The 16,250-nt window shown below is 62.1% G+C and carries 17 protein-coding genes; 10 read left to right on the forward strand and 7 right to left on the reverse strand.

Annotated features, from left to right (window positions below):
* Nucleotides 1–41: 41 nt before the first annotated feature.
* The gene (locus tag NR126_RS00270; RefSeq protein ID WP_027618293.1) at nt 42–1,295 is read left to right on the forward strand and encodes an OprD family porin; all 1,254 of its coding nucleotides are present in this window, start codon (nt 42–44) and stop codon (nt 1,293–1,295) included.
* A gap of 50 nt (nt 1,296–1,345) precedes the next feature.
* Here NR126_RS00270 and NR126_RS00275 read toward each other — a convergent pair whose 3' ends face one another.
* On the reverse strand, nt 1,346–3,067 hold the full coding sequence (locus tag NR126_RS00275) for an amidase (RefSeq protein WP_027618294.1): 1,722 nt from the start codon (nt 3,065–3,067) through the stop codon (nt 1,346–1,348).
* A gap of 275 nt (nt 3,068–3,342) precedes the next feature.
* Here NR126_RS00275 and NR126_RS00280 point away from each other — a divergent pair, with 275 nt between their 5' ends.
* The 5 genes from NR126_RS00280 (at nt 3,343) to NR126_RS00300 (ending at nt 7,112) form a co-directional block, all read left to right on the forward strand.
* Nucleotides 3,343–3,774 (forward strand): HIT family protein, encoded by a 432-nt coding sequence (locus NR126_RS00280; protein ID WP_027618295.1) that lies wholly within the window; start codon nt 3,343–3,345, stop codon nt 3,772–3,774.
* Nucleotides 3,775–3,847: 73 nt separating this feature from the next.
* Nucleotides 3,848–4,087 carry a ParD-like family protein gene (locus NR126_RS00285; protein WP_027618296.1) on the forward strand — a complete coding sequence of 80 codons (240 nt, stop codon included), beginning with the start codon at nt 3,848–3,850 and terminating at the stop codon, nt 4,085–4,087.
* Nucleotides 4,084–4,872: a type I methionyl aminopeptidase gene (gene map, locus NR126_RS00290; RefSeq protein ID WP_256829404.1), complete on the forward strand. Its 789-nt coding sequence runs from the start codon at nt 4,084–4,086 to the stop codon at nt 4,870–4,872. Before NR126_RS00285 ends, map begins: the two co-directional genes overlap by 4 nt.
* A 211-nt stretch (nt 4,873–5,083) precedes the next feature.
* Nucleotides 5,084–5,536: an N-acetyltransferase gene (locus NR126_RS00295; RefSeq protein ID WP_256829405.1), complete on the forward strand. Its 453-nt coding sequence runs from the start codon at nt 5,084–5,086 to the stop codon at nt 5,534–5,536.
* Between the two features lie 217 nt (nt 5,537–5,753).
* Entirely contained in the window at nt 5,754–7,112 is a 1,359-nt protein-coding gene (locus NR126_RS00300; protein WP_256829406.1) for an MATE family efflux transporter, read from the forward strand.
* Nucleotides 7,113–7,163: 51 nt separating this feature from the next.
* Here NR126_RS00300 and NR126_RS00305 read toward each other — a convergent pair whose 3' ends face one another.
* From NR126_RS00305 to NR126_RS00315, 3 genes are all read right to left on the reverse strand, one after another.
* The gene (locus NR126_RS00305; protein WP_256829407.1) at nt 7,164–7,817 is read right to left on the reverse strand and encodes a peroxiredoxin; all 654 of its coding nucleotides are present in this window, start codon (nt 7,815–7,817) and stop codon (nt 7,164–7,166) included.
* Nucleotides 7,818–7,937: 120 nt separating this feature from the next.
* Nucleotides 7,938–8,120, reverse strand: a complete 183-nt coding sequence (locus tag NR126_RS00310) for a general stress protein (RefSeq protein WP_027618982.1) — start codon at nt 8,118–8,120, stop codon at nt 7,938–7,940.
* A 114-nt stretch (nt 8,121–8,234) separates the two neighbouring features.
* Nucleotides 8,235–8,792: an ATP-dependent Clp protease proteolytic subunit gene (locus NR126_RS00315; RefSeq protein ID WP_027618981.1), complete on the reverse strand. Its 558-nt coding sequence runs from the start codon at nt 8,790–8,792 to the stop codon at nt 8,235–8,237.
* A gap of 182 nt (nt 8,793–8,974) precedes the next feature.
* Between NR126_RS00315 and NR126_RS00320 the strand changes: the two genes are divergently transcribed.
* Together NR126_RS00320 and NR126_RS00325 are read left to right on the forward strand one after the other, a co-directional pair.
* Complete coding sequence (locus tag NR126_RS00320; protein WP_105754283.1) at nt 8,975–9,187, forward strand: hypothetical protein; 213 nt, start codon at nt 8,975–8,977, stop codon at nt 9,185–9,187.
* Between the two features lie 67 nt (nt 9,188–9,254).
* The gene (locus NR126_RS00325; RefSeq protein WP_033866201.1) at nt 9,255–9,458 is read left to right on the forward strand and encodes a hypothetical protein; all 204 of its coding nucleotides are present in this window, start codon (nt 9,255–9,257) and stop codon (nt 9,456–9,458) included.
* A 5-nt stretch (nt 9,459–9,463) separates the two neighbouring features.
* Here the strand turns inward: NR126_RS00325 and NR126_RS00330 are convergent, their stop codons facing one another.
* On the reverse strand, nt 9,464–10,318 hold the full coding sequence (locus NR126_RS00330; protein ID WP_256829408.1) for a CAP domain-containing protein: 855 nt from the start codon (nt 10,316–10,318) through the stop codon (nt 9,464–9,466).
* Nucleotides 10,319–10,515: 197 nt separating this feature from the next.
* Here NR126_RS00330 and NR126_RS00335 point away from each other — a divergent pair, with 197 nt between their 5' ends.
* Together NR126_RS00335 and mqo are read left to right on the forward strand one after the other, a co-directional pair.
* Entirely contained in the window at nt 10,516–11,136 is a 621-nt protein-coding gene (locus NR126_RS00335) for a cell wall hydrolase (protein WP_027618977.1), read from the forward strand.
* 352 nt (nt 11,137–11,488) lie between these two features.
* Nucleotides 11,489–13,135 (forward strand): malate dehydrogenase (quinone), encoded by a 1,647-nt coding sequence (gene mqo / locus NR126_RS00340; RefSeq protein WP_027618976.1) that lies wholly within the window; start codon nt 11,489–11,491, stop codon nt 13,133–13,135.
* Between the two features lie 422 nt (nt 13,136–13,557).
* Here the strand turns inward: mqo and yghX are convergent, their stop codons facing one another.
* Nucleotides 13,558–14,445, reverse strand: coding sequence for a YghX family hydrolase (gene yghX / locus NR126_RS00345; protein ID WP_027618975.1), 888 nt, complete (start codon nt 14,443–14,445; stop codon nt 13,558–13,560).
* Between the two features lie 91 nt (nt 14,446–14,536).
* Nucleotides 14,537–16,117 carry a mechanosensitive ion channel family protein gene (locus NR126_RS00350; RefSeq protein ID WP_372825604.1) on the reverse strand — a complete coding sequence of 527 codons (1,581 nt, stop codon included), beginning with the start codon at nt 16,115–16,117 and terminating at the stop codon, nt 14,537–14,539.
* Nucleotides 16,118–16,250 lie beyond the last annotated feature (133 nt).

The following is a 16,250-nucleotide window of genomic DNA, read 5'->3' on the forward strand; positions in this document are numbered from 1 at the left end:
CGCCGACCTGCACTCTCAATAACAACAATGAGTGGTTTGATATGAGCAATTTGCTTTCCCGTGGCACTGTGTTTTCCCTGCTGGGCTTGCTGCCCTTGGCCAGCGCCAGTGCCGAAGGGTTCATCGACGACAGCAAGCTCAAGCTGCAATTGCGCAATGTCTACTTCAACGAAAACTTTCGCGACGAGCACGGCATGAGCGCTCGCGCGGCGCGCACCGCCAAGAGCGAGCGCACCGAGTGGGCCCAGGGCTTCCTGCTGGACTACCAGTCCGGCTTCACTCAGGGCACCGTCGGTTTTGGCGTGGATGCCCTGGGCCTGCTCGGCGTGCGGCTCGATTCCGGGCGCGGGCGCAGTGGTACCGGCTTGCTCCCGGTTGACAGCGATGGTCGCGCCGCCAGTGAGTTCTCCAGCGCTGGCGTCACCGCCAAGGCACGCCTGGCCAAGACCACGGTCAAGTACGGCACCTTGCTGCCCAAGACCCCGGTGCTGATCTACAACGATGCGCGGCTGCTGCCACAGACCTACGAGGGCGGACAGTTCACCAGTAATGACATCGCCAATCTGACGCTCACCGGCGGTTACCTGGATCGCTTCAAGCTGCGCGACTCGAGCAACAGCATGCCGATCGTGCCCGATGGCTACAGCGGTGATCAGTCAGGGGATTTCAGCTACGCCGGCGCCGATTACAAGCTGGGCAAGAACATTCGCCTGAGCTACTTCTACGGCGAACTGGAGAATTTCTACCGACAGAACTTCGCCGGTATCCAGCATGACTTGCCCTTGGGGCCGGGCGTCCTGACCAGCGACCTGCGCTACTTCAACAGTGCCGATTCGGGCGCTGCCCACGGCGGCAAGATCGATAACCAGATGCTCAGCGGCCTGCTCAGCTACGCCGTGCTGGGCCACACCGTCAGTGGCGGCTACCAGACCCTCAGCGGCGATGCCGGCCTGCCGTACATCAGTGGCGCGACCGTGTATTCCTTCAGTAACGTCGGCATCGGCAAGTTCATCGAAGAAGACGAAAAGACCTGGATGCTCGGCTACGGCTACGACTTTGCCCGACTGGGCGTACCCGGATTGACCTTTTCCACCCGTTACCTGAGTGGCAACGATGGCAAGTCCGACAGTACGGTCAAAGAATGGGAGCGCGATGCCGAGATCGCCTACGTGGTGCAGGACGGCACTTTCAAGGGGCTGGGGGTGAAAGTACGCAACTACGTGTATCGCTCGGACTTCGCCCGGGGACGTGATAGCAACCGGATCTATTTCACTTACGACATTGCGCTTTGGTAGGTGGCGGATGACCTTGCAAGGGCGCTGAGTGAGCGCCCTTGCAGTGCGGCTTACTTGACGTCGGACAACGCCGGCGTACGAGGCGGGATCAGGCGTTTGCTGCCAGTGGACTCGAAGGCCGCGGCGAACTGCAACAGTGCCGAGTCATCGTAGGCGCGACCGGCGAAGGTCAGGCCGACCGGCATGCCGATGTCCGCCATCACGCCCATCGGCACGCTGACGGTGGGCACGCCGAGGTGCCGGATCGCCAGGTTGCCGTTGGCTACCCAGACCCCATTGCTCCAGGCGATGTCCGCTGCCGCTGGATCGATATCGGCATTGGCCGGTGCGACGTCGGCAACGGTGGGGAACAGCACGGCGTCGAGGCCGAGGCGGTCCATCCATTCCTCCAGGTCGATACGTCGCGTCTGTTCCAGACCACGCAGGCCGTCCGGCACGCTGCTGATCTGGTCCCATGGGGTGATGCCGCGCTCGGCCATGCGCACGTATTCGTCCATGCCGGCCACCAGGTCGCCTTCGCGGTTGGGCAAGGTGCCCGGGTCGTGGGGGAAGATCAGTGCGCCGTCGACGTCCACCAGGCGGTTCAGTGCCGGATCGCCGTTGGCCTGGAGGAAATCGTCGAAGGCCCAGGCGGTCAGGTCCCACAGTTCGTGGTGGAGGAAGTCCTTGGTCACCAGGCCACGGGTGAACACGGTCGGCGCGCCGGGGCGATCGCCTTCGCAGTTGGACACCAGCGGGAAATCCACTTCGATGACTTCGGCGCCAGCGGCTTCGAGGGCTTGGCGTGCGTCCTTCCACAGATCGATCACCGAGTCGCGGGTGACGATGCGCTGGCCGGTCGGACCGCCGATGCCTGGGGCCTCGCTGGTGCCGGCGTCAGGGTCGGCATTGATGTACATGCGCGGCACACCGAAACGCTTGCCCGCCAATGCGGCGGTGCCATTCGCCAGCGCGGCGTAGGAGGCCGGGCGCACCGCATCGACATCCGGGATCGGCACCCAGGGTTGCAGGCGCCAGAGGTCGCCGCGTTTGTCCGGGTCGGGGGCGACCACCACATCGAGGACTTCCAACAGGTCGGCCATGGTCCGGGCGAAGGGCACGACCACGTCCATGGTCGGGGTCAGCGGCCAGTTGCCGCGTACCGAGATCACCCCGCGCGATGGGGTGTAGGCGCACAGGCCATTGTTCGAGGCCGGTCCACGACCGCTCGACCAGGTTTCCTCGGCCAGGCCGAACGCGGCAAAGCTGGCGGCGGTGGCGGTGCCGGCGCCATTGGAGGAACCGGAAGCGAAGGGCGCGGTGAGGTAGGCGGCGTTATACGGGCTTTCGGCGCGACCGTAGACCCCACGCTGCATGCCGCCGTTGGCCATCGGCGGCATGTTGGTCTTGCCCAGGCAGATCGCCCCGCCGGCCCGCAGACGCTCGACGGTGAAGGCATCGCGCTGGGCGACCAGTTTGACGAACGCCGGGCTGCCGGACGCGGCGGTGAGGCCCTTGACCAGATAGCTGTCCTTGGCGGTGTAGGGGATCCCGTCCAGCGGCCCGAGGGTCTGGCCCTTGGCGCGACGGTCATCACTGGCCCGCGCTTCGGCCAGCGCCTCGGGGTTGGCCACCACCAGCGCATTCAAGGCGGTAGGGGTATCGGCGCCATCGTAGGCATTGATCCGCGCAAGATAAGCCTCCACCAGCTCGACCGCCGTGGTCGCCCCGGACTCGAGCGCCGCACGCAGTTGCGCGATGGAAACCTCGGTGACCTCAAAATGCTTTTTCATATCGGTTCTCGTTGCACTGTAATACCCGACAGGGTTCGGGCTCGCACCCTGGGGGCTGTATTTAACACCATGTGCACGGCAAAAGAAGCAGTGGGGTGTGTTGGTGGGGCTGCGTACCCTCGGATGTTGGAGCCGGCTTGCCCGCGATTTGCAGCCCCGCAGTTTGCCTGAATCACCGCCATCGCCAGCAGGCTGGCGCCACTCACGATATCATCGACGCTTTCGACGGACACAGGGGTGGCAACCGACTGCCCATCCAACCTCAAGGAAGAACCATGTCGCTGATTTCGCAACGCGTAGCCCTCGCCCGCAAGGGTGCCAACGATAAAGTCATCTGCAAAATGGCCTCTGGCTGGGCGGTCATGGGCGATGTGCAGTTTCTGCCCGGCTACTGCCTGCTGCTGCCCGATCCGGTGGTGCCCAGCCTCAACGACCTGGATGCCGACGCCCGATCCCTCTACCTGCTGGACATGACGCGCCTCGGCGATGCGGTGTTGCAGGCCACCGATGCGCTGCGCATGAATTACGAAATCCTCGGCAATTCTGAGCCGGAACTGCATTGTCATCTGTTTGCGCGCTACGCCTCGGAGCCGGAGGACAAGCGCAGGATGCCGGTGTGGTTCTATGACTGGAAAAACGCCACGCCTTACAGCGAGGACGTCCATGGCGCACTGCGCCGGGAAATTGCCCGATTGCTACAGGCCTGAGCGCCCGGTTTGCTGCATCACCCGTTTATCGATTAATATACGAAACGTATATATTTCATAGTAGGTAATTGCAGTGGGTATCGTGAAAATTTCCGAGGGCATGCACGAGAGTCTGCGACTCGCGAGCACGGCCCTGAACCGTTCGATCAATGCCCAGGCTGAGCACTGGATGCGTATTGGCATGCTCACCGAGTTGCATCCCAATCTGGATCACCGCGACATCTGCCGCTTGCTGATTCGTGCCGAGCAGGATGGCGGGCTGGACTTGAGTCGGCTGTGTGCCGCGGACCTGGCGACGGGAGCACGGGCATGAGTGCGAAGGTTCCGTTGAACAGCCCGGCGCAGATCGCCCAGTCGCGTATCGCCGGCATGCTGGCCGCCGAGGTGCTGGCGATGATCGCCCCGCACGTCAAGGCCGGGGTCACCACCGATCAGTTGGACAAGCTCTGCCACGACTACATCGTCAATGTGCAGCAAGCCATTCCCGGTAACGTCGGCTACCACGGCTTCCCGAAAACCATCTGCGCCTCGGTCAACGAGGTGGTCTGCCACGGCATTCCCTCGGGCAAGGCGCTGCGTGACGGCGATATCGTCAACATCGATATCGCGGTGGTCAAGGATGGTTGGTACGGCGACACCAGCCGCATGTACTTCGTCGGAGAACCCAGCGCCGAGGCCCGACGCCTGGTGGACACCACCTACGAAGCGATGTGCGCCGGGATCCGCAGCGTACGTCCCGGTGCGACCCTGGGTGACATCGGCCATGCAATCCAGAGCGTGGCCCAGCGCGAAGGCTACAGCGTGGTGCGCGAGTACTGCGGGCATGGCATCGGCAAGGTTTATCACGATGAGCCGCAGGTTTTGCATTACGGTCAGCCGGGGCAGGGCATGAAGCTCAAGGCCGGGATGATCTTCACCATCGAACCGATGCTCAACGCCGGCAAGGCCCAAACCCGCACCCTGAGCGACCGCTGGACGGTGGTGACCCGTGATCAATCGCTGTCGGCGCAGTGGGAGCACATGGTGGCGGTGACCGAGGACGGGTTTGAAGTGTTGAGTCCGTGGCCGGATGGGGTGGCGGGGTATTTACCGGTTTAAGCGCGGGCTGAAACCTTGATGTGTTGCTAGGCTGCAGGGATGAATCAAAGGCTGTTTGGTTCACGACAATCCATTGTAGGAGCGAGCCTGCTCGCGAAAGACATCAACGATAACGCGTGCATCCAGAAGGTACGCGGCGCCCTCTGGTTTTTCGTCGGAACGCCGCCCGGAGCAGGCTCGCTCCTACAGAGAATCAAACCGAGTGCATCCCATGCCCCATCAAGTTCAACGCGCCGACCTCGGCAGCCTCGATAAAATCGCCGGCCTGTTCGATGCCTATCGCGTCTTCTACGAGCAACCCTCGAACCTGCCGCAGTCCTGGGCGTTCCTTGCCGAGCGTCTGTCTGCCAACGAATCGGTGATTTTCTATGTGCAGAACGCTGAAGGTCAGGCCCTGGGCTTCGTCCAGCTATACCCCACGTTCTCCTCAATCGACGCCCATCGCACCTGGCTGCTCAGCGATCTATTCACCGACTCCGGCGCCCGTGGCCAGGGGGTTGGCACGCTGCTGATGAACGCCGCCCGCGACTTTGCCTTGTCGACGGGGGCCAAGGGCATGGTGCTGGAGACTGCGATTAATAACCACACGGCACAGCGGTTGTATGAATCGTTGGGGTACAAACGGGACAGCGGGTACTACACCTATTGCCTGGATTTGCGTTAAACAGGCCGAGCGTTAGCTCGCCTCCCGCTCTTGATTTTGCTGGGCCGGCATTCCGGAGCTTGTAAAAAAGGGAGTCGCCGTAAGGGCGAAATCATAAGCGGCCGTTACCGCAGGAATGGATATGTACACCGACGAATAGCCTTCGCGAGCAGGCTCGCTCCCAGAGTAGAGCAAGGTATCCTGCATACACCCGATACCCCGGAAAAATGGACCTTTCATGCAAAACCCCGCCACCCCGCGTCCGCTCTGGAAAACCTACCTGCTGTTCCTGGCGCCGATGGTGCTGTCGAACTTTCTCCAGTCAATGTCCGGCACGGTCAACAGCATCTACATCGGCCAGATGCTTGGGACCCAGGCGCTGGCGGCGGTGTCGGGGATGTTTCCCATCGTGTTCTTCTTCATTGCCCTGGTCATCGGCCTGGGCGCCGGTGCCGGGGTGCTGATCGGTCAGGCCTGGGGCGCGCGGGAGCCGGCGACGGTCAAGGCAATCGCCGGCACCACCTTGCTGCTGGGGGCGCTGATCGGGCTGCTGGCGGCGGTACTCGGCAGCGTATTCGCCCATCAGGCCCTGCAGGGCCTGGGAACACCGGCGGATGTGCTGGAAGACGCGGTGGCCTACGCCCGAGTGATGATGTGGACCATGCCGCTGCTGCTGGTGTTCGTGCTGTTCACTCAATTGCTGCGCGGGGTTAGCGATACCTTGTCACCGCTGCTGGCGTTGATTGTCTCGACCTGCATCGGTTTGCTGCTGACCCCGGCGTTGATCCGTGGCTGGTTCGGTTTGCCGCCGATTGGCATCCAGAGCGCGGCCTTCGCCGGCCTGCTGGGTAACCTGCTGGCGATGCTGATGCTGGCCTGGCGCTTGATCCGCAAGGGCCACGTGCTGGCCCCGGATCGCGCGCTGCTGGCGGCCATGCGCCTGGACCGGGTGATTCTCGGCAAGGTGCTGCGTATCGGCCTGCCGACCGGGCTGCAGATGGTGGTGATTTCGCTGTCGGAGCTGGTGATCCTGGCGCTGGTCAACCAGCACGGCTCCCAGGCCACGGCGGCCTATGGCGCGGTCACACAGATCGTCAACTACGTGCAGTTCCCGGCACTGTCGATTGCGATCACGGCCTCGATCCTCGGCGCCCAGGCCATCGGTGCCGGACGCATCGAGCGCATCGGGCCGATCCTGCGCACCGGTCTGCTGATCAACGTCTGCCTGACGGGCAGCCTGGTGCTGTTGGGGTATTTGCTTTCGCACTGGCTGCTGGGCCTGTTCATCACCGAGGCGGCGACCCAAGCGCAAGCCGAGCACCTGCTGCACATTATGCTCTGGAGCATGCTGGTGTTCGGCTTCCAGTCGGTGATCGGCGGGATCATGCGCGCCAGCGGCACGGTGCTGATGCCGGTGGCGATTTCGGTGTTCTGCATCCTAGGCGTCGAGTTGCCCATGGCCTATCTACTGGACGCGCACTTCGGCCTGCCGGGCGTTTGGATGGCGTTTCCCGTGGCCTACCTGAGCATGCTGGCGCTGCAATCGGCGTACTACACGTTCGTCTGGCGGCACCAGAAAATCGAACGCCTGGTGTAACGCAAAACGCCCGGACTGGAACCTCGGCCCGGGCGTTTGGTCTTCCCGGCTCTACTTCGGCGCCGGGGTGGTGCGCAGGTACGGCAGCTTGATCTCGAGGCTGCCGTATTTCTCCCGAGCCTGGTCGTCGTTGAGGGCGAGGGCGACGATCACGTCCTGGCCCGCCGACCAATTGGCTGGAGTTGCCAGCGGTACGTTATACGTCAGTTGCAGGGCATCGAGGGCGCGCAGCACCTCGGCAAAGTTGCGACCCACCGACATCGGATAAGTCATCGACAGCTTGAGCTTCTTGTCCGGGCCGATGATGAACACTGAGCGCACCGTGGCCGTGTCGGCAGCCGTGCGGCCATCGGGCAGGTAGGCTTCGGCCGGCAGCATGTCGAAGGCCTTGGACACGGCCAGGCTTTCGTCGGCAATGATCGGGAAGCCGGCCTTGGCGCTGCAGACTTTTTCAATGTCGGCCTTCCAGCGGGTGTGGGAGTCGGCGTTGTCGACTGACACGCCAATCACTTTGGTGCCGCGGCTGGCCCATTGATCCGCCAGTTGCGCCACGGCACCGAATTCGGTGGTGCACACCGGGGTGAAATCCTTGGGGTGGGAGAAGAGAATGGCCCAGCCCGAGCCGATCCAATCGTGGAAGTGCAGCGGACCCTGGTCGGTCTCGGCGCTGAAGTCGGGGACGAGGTCGTTGATACGCAGTGCCATGGCAATCTCCTTGGAGGGTTTCAGGAACGGGTGAGCCTGAAACAGCCTAGTCGGGATTTGCCAGCGTGTGGGTTGACCTGTCGAGGGCAAGGGCCGAAGCCCTTGCCGGTCGGGTTATGCCTAGCTGCGACGACCGCCGCCGCTGGGTTGCTGTCCACCTTTCTTGCTGCTGTCCTTGTTGGCATCGTTGGTTTTCTGCCGATCATTGCCGCCGGAGGCTTGTCCGCCTTTTTTCCCGGCGTCGCTGGCTTTTCCTTGATCCTTGGACATGTTGCCTGGGTTGGAATTTCCGGTGTTAGCCATGATTCTCTACCTCTCGATCAGTGGGTGTGCTTGCGAACTGCTGCAAGCATTACTTGAGAGAACCCGGCATCGCGGAAGTTGAAAAAAGTTCGCGGTTGACGCGACGAATGGCATTCAACCGCCACTGACCTTCCAGTGTTTGATGTCTTCGGCGAACACTACCTGCTTCACCTCATGGGCAATCCCATAGGCCAGCGACTCGTGGGCGGCAATGACTTTTTCCTCGGCCGACAGGCACTTGAAAATATCCAGTTGGGTGTCGGCCTCGGCGGTTTCGATCTCGTAGATTTTCACGTAGCGCGCCAGGTCGTTATCGAGGCTCGACAGGTACTCGCGCAAGCGCTGATGGTCCACCGAGTTCTGGCTGAAGTACCAGTTCATCGGGTGGATCAGAAAGCGCGAATGGGGAGCGGTGATCCGGTGGTTGGCGGCGAGGAACATGATGATGCCCATGGACTCGATGTTGCCCGCGTTGATCGCACACAACGGCACCGGCAAGGACTTGAGAAAGGTGTAGAGGGTGAAACCGAAGTTGGTGCTGCCGCCGATGGTCGACAGGTTCAGCAGCAGCGAACTGGCGCCCTGGTCGATGGCTTCCAGGCAGCAGTCGCGGAAGCGTTCGGTGGTGCCCTGGTCGATTTGGCAATGGAAATGCACGATGTGCTCGGTCATGGAAGACCTCCCTGGTTGAGCTGCACAGGCGTGTTGGCTATCAGTCAGTTGAGTGTAAAAGCGCGCTGGAAGTTTCCCGGCCCAACAACTGCACCGTTGGTCATCTCGTCCGCACGGCCGTCGATGGTCACCTTCCAATGAGTACGGCCCGGATTCTCCGGACCTCGACCCCCGAGGTGCCTATGTCCACTGACTCAAGTTTCGACGACAAACCCCTTGAAGACGATCCGCGTGCAGCAGAGCCCGATCCCGATGTGGATCTGGACAATCCCCTGCGTGACGACCCGCTGGCGCGCCCGGATGTGATCCCGCGCAAGCATGAGGAAAAGTGGAACGAGCCCAGCGAGGGCGATGGCATTCCCGGCGACAAGGACATGCCGCTGCCCAATGATTGAGTACCTGTGTTCGAACCTCGCATTGGGCGGGGTTTTCCAATCAAACCAAGCTTGATTGAGGTGCATCATGCATAGTCCTAATGAACCGAGCCCCAGCGATCCGCCCGATCCCTCCCGCCAGCACGACCCGGTGACCGACCCGAATGTGCGCGATCCCGGTCGCCGCGACCACAGTGATGTCGAACGTCCGACGGACCCGGATGCTCCGGGCGCCAACCCCCAGGTGCCACCGGCCAATGAGCCTGGCCCGTTGTCCGATGACCGCCGCTAGTCGGTTCAAGGCGTGCCGAACATTGCGGTCCAGTAGATCCCGGCGTCGCTTTTCGGATCGGTCGCGTAGGCGCTGCCCAGTTCGCTGAACGAGGGGTTCATCAGGTTGGCGCAGTGCCCGGGGCTGGCCAGCCAGCCGTCGAGCACTTTGCGCGGCGTGTCCTGGCCAGCGGCGATGTTCTCGCCGACGCCCTGGCCGCTGTAGCCGGCCAATTCCGCACGGTCGCCGGGGGTGCGACCGTCGCGGTCCTTGTGATCGAAGAAATTGTTGTTGGCCATGCTGCGGGTATGGGCTTCAGCGGCGCTGGCCAACGTTGCGTTCCAGGTCAGCGGGTTGGTCGCGGTGAACGCCTGGGTGCCGCATTGGCGTGCCTGGCTGCGGGCGCCGTTGATCAGCTCCAGCAGCTTCTGGCCTTCGGTCTGCCAATCCCCCAGGCCGCCCGTCAGCAGCGGGCGCGCCAGGACGATGCGCCAGGCCGGTCCGGCGTGGCTGACGCCGATATCGATGAACTGCGGGTCGAGCACCACGTGGCAGAAACTTTCCTGCACCGCTTTCATCGCCGCCTGGGCATTCAGCGGACCCTTGAGGGTGATCGCCTGCACATTGACCATCGGATATTTGGCTTGGGCCATCGCCTGCTGCAGATCGCCGACATTGCGGTCCGGCGCCAGCACCAGGCGCGGATCGGCCGCCAGCGGTGGCAGTTCGCCGGAAGCCTGGTCGGCGCAACGCTGGATCTGGCTGCGATAGGCGTTGATGGCGTCCACCAGTTGGCTTTCTTCACTGGCCAGGGCGCTGTTGGCGCAGCCGATGGCCACGGTCAGGGTGGCGAGACGCAGGACGGATGACAGGACGCGCATGGATTTCTCCCCAGGAATGACTGTGCGCATGATGCGCGATATCCCCCGGTGTCATGCAAGGCTTTATACGTTTATCCAAGTGTGCAAAAGGCTATCGTGCAGTCTGCCCGAAATCCCGGAAATTTTTTCCGTCGACCAGTGTCCACTGCTCAGGGCCCGTCGCAGCGTCGCGAGGGCAGTCACAGCAGGGTACAGCCATGCGCCTTTTGTTGGTGGTCGGTGGTGTCTTGATGGTGTTGCTCGGTGGTCCGGCGTTCGCGGCCGACCCCGAGCCGAAAGCGGCGGCGGTGGAGAACAAGGCCGAGGTGCTGGAACAGAAGGTCGCGGACAAGGCGGGCGCTGCGCCCGTGCCCAAGGTCGAGACCATCACCCCGAGCGAAGTGCAGAAAGTCGACCCGGCTGGCAAGGCGCCGCTGGACGACCCCATTACCTGTCTGTCGCGCAGCATTTACTGGGAGGCCAAGGGTATTACCGCTGCCGACATGGAGGCTGTGGCCAGCGTGGTGATGAATCGCCTGGGGCATGAGGGCTTTCCCGATACCGTGTGCGGTGTGGTCAAGCAGGGCGTCGAAACCCGCGCCTGTCAGTTTTCCTGGTGGTGCGACGGACGCTCCGATCAGGTCCAGGAGGAGGGCGAGTACACCGAGGCCAAGGAAATCGCGCGCAAGGCGTTGAACCAGCAACTCAAGGACCGTACCCACGGTGCCCTGTATTTCCATGACCGCAACGTCAAGCCGGCCTGGGCGAAGCAGTACATCAAGACCGCTGAGACCGGCAAGTTCATGTTCTATAAACCGCGTAATGGCACTGCGCAATAAGGTTGCAGTTCGTTGACCGCGACACCTGAGGTAGAATGCCGCAGCACGGAAGCTCGCGGCACAGCGCCGCGAAGCGGTTTTACGAGCGTGTTCCAACTGGCGGGTCTAATCTGTCTAATCGTGCGCTCCAAGTTGTATACGAGAATTAGCGTCACCCAAGTTGCTGAAGCCAATGACCAATAAAAAGTCAGCGCGGGAGGGGCCTAAACGTGAGGTCGGCAGTGTGTGTCGGCTTTATATGTTCACCCATCAGTCTTCTTGAGTGCGGGGTTCGACGGCCAGTGTGCCGTCAGCCAGGGCGCCTTGGGATCACCAGTGCGGGTGAATGGCGTTCTATCCTAGGTAATACCGAATGTTAAAAAAAATGAACAAGGGGCTACTCGGCCTGGCCATGTCGATGGTCTTTATGCCTGTGCATGCAGCTGAGACAAAGAAAGTCGACGTCGTGTTGATCGGCGGCGGCATCATGAGTTCGACCCTGGGCGTGTGGCTCAACGAACTCGAGCCGGGCATGTCGATGGAGATGGTTGAACGTCTCGACGGCGTCGCCCTGGAAAGCTCCAACGGCTGGAACAACGCCGGTACCGGCCACTCCGCCCTGGCCGAGCTGAACTACACCCCGGAAGACAAGAACGGCAAGGTCGAGATTCCCAAGGCCATTGAAATCAATGAAGCCTTCCAGATCTCCCGTCAGTTCTGGGCCTGGCAGGTCAAGAACGGCGTCCTGAAAGACCCGCGTTCGTTCATCAACTCCACACCGCACATGAGCTTCGTGTGGGGCGATGACAACATCAAGTTCCTGAAAAAACGCTACGAAGCCCTGCAGGCCAGCCCGCTGTTCGCCGGCATGCAGTACTCCGAAGACCCGGCGCAGATCAAGCAATGGGTGCCATTGATGATGGAAGGCCGCGATCCGAAGCAGAAGATCGCCGCCACCTGGTCGCCGCTGGGCACCGACGTGAACTTCGGCGAGATCACCCGCCAGTTCGCCGGTTACCTGCAAACCAAGCCGAACTTCTCGCTGAAACTGTCGAGCGAAGTCGAAGACATCGCGCGCAACGAAGACGGCACCTGGCGTGTTTCCTACAAGAACTTGAAAGACGGTAGCGAGACCCAGACCGACGCCAAGTTCGTGTTCATCGGCGCTGGCGGCGGTGCCCTGCACCTGCTGCAGAAGTCGGGGATCCCTGAAGCCCGCGAATACGCCGGTTTCCCGGTAGGTGGCTCGTTCCTGGTAACCGAGAACCCAACCGTGGCCCAGCAACACCTGGCCAAGGCCTACGGCAAGGCTTCGGTGGGTGCACCGCCGATGTCGGTACCGCACCTGGACACCCGCGTGCTGGATGGCAAGCGCGTGATCCTGTTTGGCCCGTTCGCGACCTTCTCGACCAAGTTCCTGAAAGAAGGCTCGTACTTTGATCTGCTGACCAGCACCACCACCCACAACGTGTGGCCGATGACCAAAGTGGGCATCGAGCAGTACCCGCTGGTGGAATACCTGGCCGGCCAGTTGATGCTGTCGGACAAGGACCGCATGAACGCGCTGAAAGAGTACTTCCCGAACGCCAAGGATGAAGACTGGCGCCTGTGGCAAGCCGGTCAGCGCGTGCAGATCATCAAGCGTGACGAAGAGAAGGGCGGCGTGCTGAAACTGGGCACCGAGATCGTTGCTTCGCAAGACGGCAGCATTGCCGGCCTGCTGGGCGCATCGCCAGGTGCATCGACTGCTGCGCCGATTATGCTCAGCGTGCTGGAAAAAGTCTTCAAGGACAAAGTCGCCAGCCCGGCCTGGCAGGAAAAACTGCACCAGATCGTGCCGAGCTATGGCACCAAGCTGAACGACGACCCGGCCCGTGTGGCCGAGGAATGGGCGTACACCAGCAAGGTGCTGCAACTGGACCCACCACCGGCCATCAACCCGGACCTGGCTCCAGCGGCAACCCCGGCGGCCCCGGCCAAGCCGATCCCGAGCAATCCTGCTGCGGATATGGCGTTGTAAGCTAAGTCGCATAAAAAAACCCAGCCAAGTGCTGGGTTTTTTTGTGCTGAAAATCACTGTGGCCTTGATCAAAAAATCCGAGTACGCCACATAACACTGTGAGCGAGCCTGCTCGCGATGAAGTTGATGCGGTGTTGCTGAAGGCCTCATCGCTGGCAGGCCAGCTCCCACAGGGTTTGCGGTGGATGCAGATCTTGTGATCGGCCACAGAACCTGTGGGAGCGAGCCTGCTCGCGATTCAGGCGCCACGGTGTACCTGATTGACCGCTATCGCGAGCAGGCTCGCTCCTACATCTATGGTTACCCCCTTTTCTGCAATACTGTTTCTGATGTCGTGTTTGGCTTGCTTTCATCTATCTTGCGAAAGTTTAGTGAGCTATCGCAAGGGGCGGCGGGGGTAACCATTTCATTAGTGGGGACAATCACCCCAAATACCGCCTGAACCACTCCAGCGTCCGGCTCCACGCCAGCTCTGCGGCAGCCTTGTCATAACGCGGGGTCGAGTCGTTATGGAAGCCGTGGTTGACGCCGGGGTAGATGTAGGCCTCGTAGGTCTTGCCATTGGCTTTCAACGCTTGCTCATACGCCGGCCAGCCTTCGTTGATGGCTTTGTCCAGTTCGCCGTAGTGCAGCAGCAACGGTGCCTTGATGCGTGGCACGTCCTTGGCGTCCGGCTGGCGGCCATAGAAAGGTACGGCAGCGGCCAGTTCCGGGTAGGCGACGGCGGCGGCATTCGACACACCGCCGCCATAACAGAAACCGGTGATCCCGACCTTGCCCGTGGCATCCGAGTGTTTTTTCATCCATTCGATGGCGGCGAAGAAGTCGTTCATCAGCTTGCCCGGATCGACTTTGGCCTGTAGCTCCTTGCCCAATTCATCGTTGCCCGGATAGCCGCCCACCGACGTCAGGCCGTCGGGCGCCAGGGCGATAAAACCGGCTTTGCCCAGACGCCGCGCAACGTCTTCGATGTAAGGATTGAGCCCGCGATTCTCATGCACCACGACCACTGCCGGTAGCTTGCCGGTGACCTTGGCCGGACGCACCAGATAGCCGCGAACCTGGCCGTGACCTTCGGGCGACGGATAAGTGACGTACTCGGCGAAGATCTCCGGATCGGTAAAGGACACCTGTTCAGCCAGCGCATAGTTGGGGCTCAAGGCGGCGAGCAGGGCGCTGGCGGTGAGACCGCCGAAGGTGAACAGCGCGGCGCGGTCGAGAAACTCACGACGGTTGATCCGGCCATGGGCGTAGTAGTCGTAGAGCTCCAGCAGTTCCGGGGCAAAGTCTTTGGCGGTGAGTCGGCTCATCAGTGCGCTCCCGTGCAATCGTTCGGCAGGATGTGCGGGCGTCGGCCCGCGGTGACATCAGGGCAGCATAGCAGGGCGGACGCGCAGCCTATTACCGGGGGTCGATTTCCCTGGGGGGTTGCGCCGGCGCGCTGTACCACTGATCTTTGGGTACGCGTTTTTCCTGCTCGGGATCGCCCAGGTAGTGCGGCGACATGATCTGCACGTCGTACTCGTTGAACACGTCCTGAATGTTGGCGTGCAGCATGCTCAGCAGCACTGCTCGTGGACGCGGCTGGCTGGGGATGGCCTGGGCCACCAGGCGGTACTCAGGATAGAAGTCCGACAGCGCAGTCTGGAACACTTGCGCCGGCGGGTCTTCGAGAATCCCCGGCGTGCGTCGCGCCGCCTCCAGTAACATCGCCTCGACCTGGCGCCACGGCGTGTCATAGCCGATGGTCACCACTGTATCCACCACATAGCCAGCGCCCTTAACGGTGCGCGAGTAATTCTTGGTGACGGTGCCGGTGATCAGTGAGTTGGGCAGGGTCAGCACCTCACCCAGGCCGGTGCGGATGCGGGTGGTGAACATCCCCAACTCGGTGACCGTGCCTTCGTATTCGCCGATGCGCACAAACTCGCCGGGGCGCAGAGTCCGGGTATAGGTCAGGATCAACCCGGCCGCCGCCTGGCCGACGACGCTGCTGGCGCCCAGGGAAATCATCAAGCCGATCAACACCGACAAGCCCTTGAACGCATCGGTGCCAGCTCCCGGCAGGTAGGGATAGGCCATGGCCAGGGCGAACAGCCAGATCGCCAGCGAGGTCAGGCGCTGGGTCGGTTGCAGGGTTTCCTGGTTGAGCCAGTTGAGGGTCCCGGGAATCGCCATGCGCCGCAGAATGCGCCGGGTGAACGCCGTGGCGCCACGGGCAATGAAAAAGATCGCCAGGGCGACGCCCAAGCCAGGTATGGCGTCGACAATCGCTTGCAGCAAATAGCTGGCGAGTTCGACCAGGTAGTTGTTCAGGCTTTCACCCCAGGGCCGGGTGTAAGGGAAGCGCGACAGGACAAAGCCCAGCCATTCGTAGGTGAGCAGCAACACCACCACCCAGCGCAAGCCTTCGAGCAGGCGGCTGACCAGCGGGTACAGGTAGTTGGCATCGATCACCTGGACCCGCCCGACCTTCAGCGCCTGGGTGTGCCGGTGCATCAGCCCCGGCAATATTCCCAGCAGTCGGCGGCGCAGGTAACCCATGCCCCACAGCAGGGCGAGGTAGATGGCGGTCGCCACGGCCACCGCCAGCAGCGCTCGCAGTATCAAGTGCAGGCTGCGCGCCTCGCGGGTTTCCGCGACTACCTGGCGCAGCTTGTCGGCGGCGGCTTCGGCGGCCTGGCGCACCGACTCGAACTCGACGCTGTCGACATCCCCTGGCGCGACGATAAACGCGCGCTTGGTGCCGATCAGCACCAGGTAATTGTCCTGGACCGCGTCGATGGATACCCGGGGCTCGTCGTTTTCATCCAGCGCATCGGTGATCACCGCGCGTGCGCGTTTAACCCGGGACTCGGGCGCTTCACCCAGCAGGGTGCTGCGAAATACCACGACGTTGCGATTGGCGATCTTCAGTTCGGCGCTGGCCGGTGGGTCGGCTTTTGCACCGTCGTCAGCCCAGGAGGGCATCGCCAGCCACATGCCCAGCACGACCATCATTACAGCGGACAACGTCCTGCGCATGCTGGGATTCCTTCCACCAACGGCTTTAGATAAAAGGCTACGTATCGCAGCGTAGTCCAGCGATGAACGGTTGTCAGATGCCAGCAGATCT

This window comes from Pseudomonas sp. Pse1 (assembly GCF_024519635.1).
Lineage (GTDB): Bacteria > Pseudomonadota > Gammaproteobacteria > Pseudomonadales > Pseudomonadaceae > Aquipseudomonas.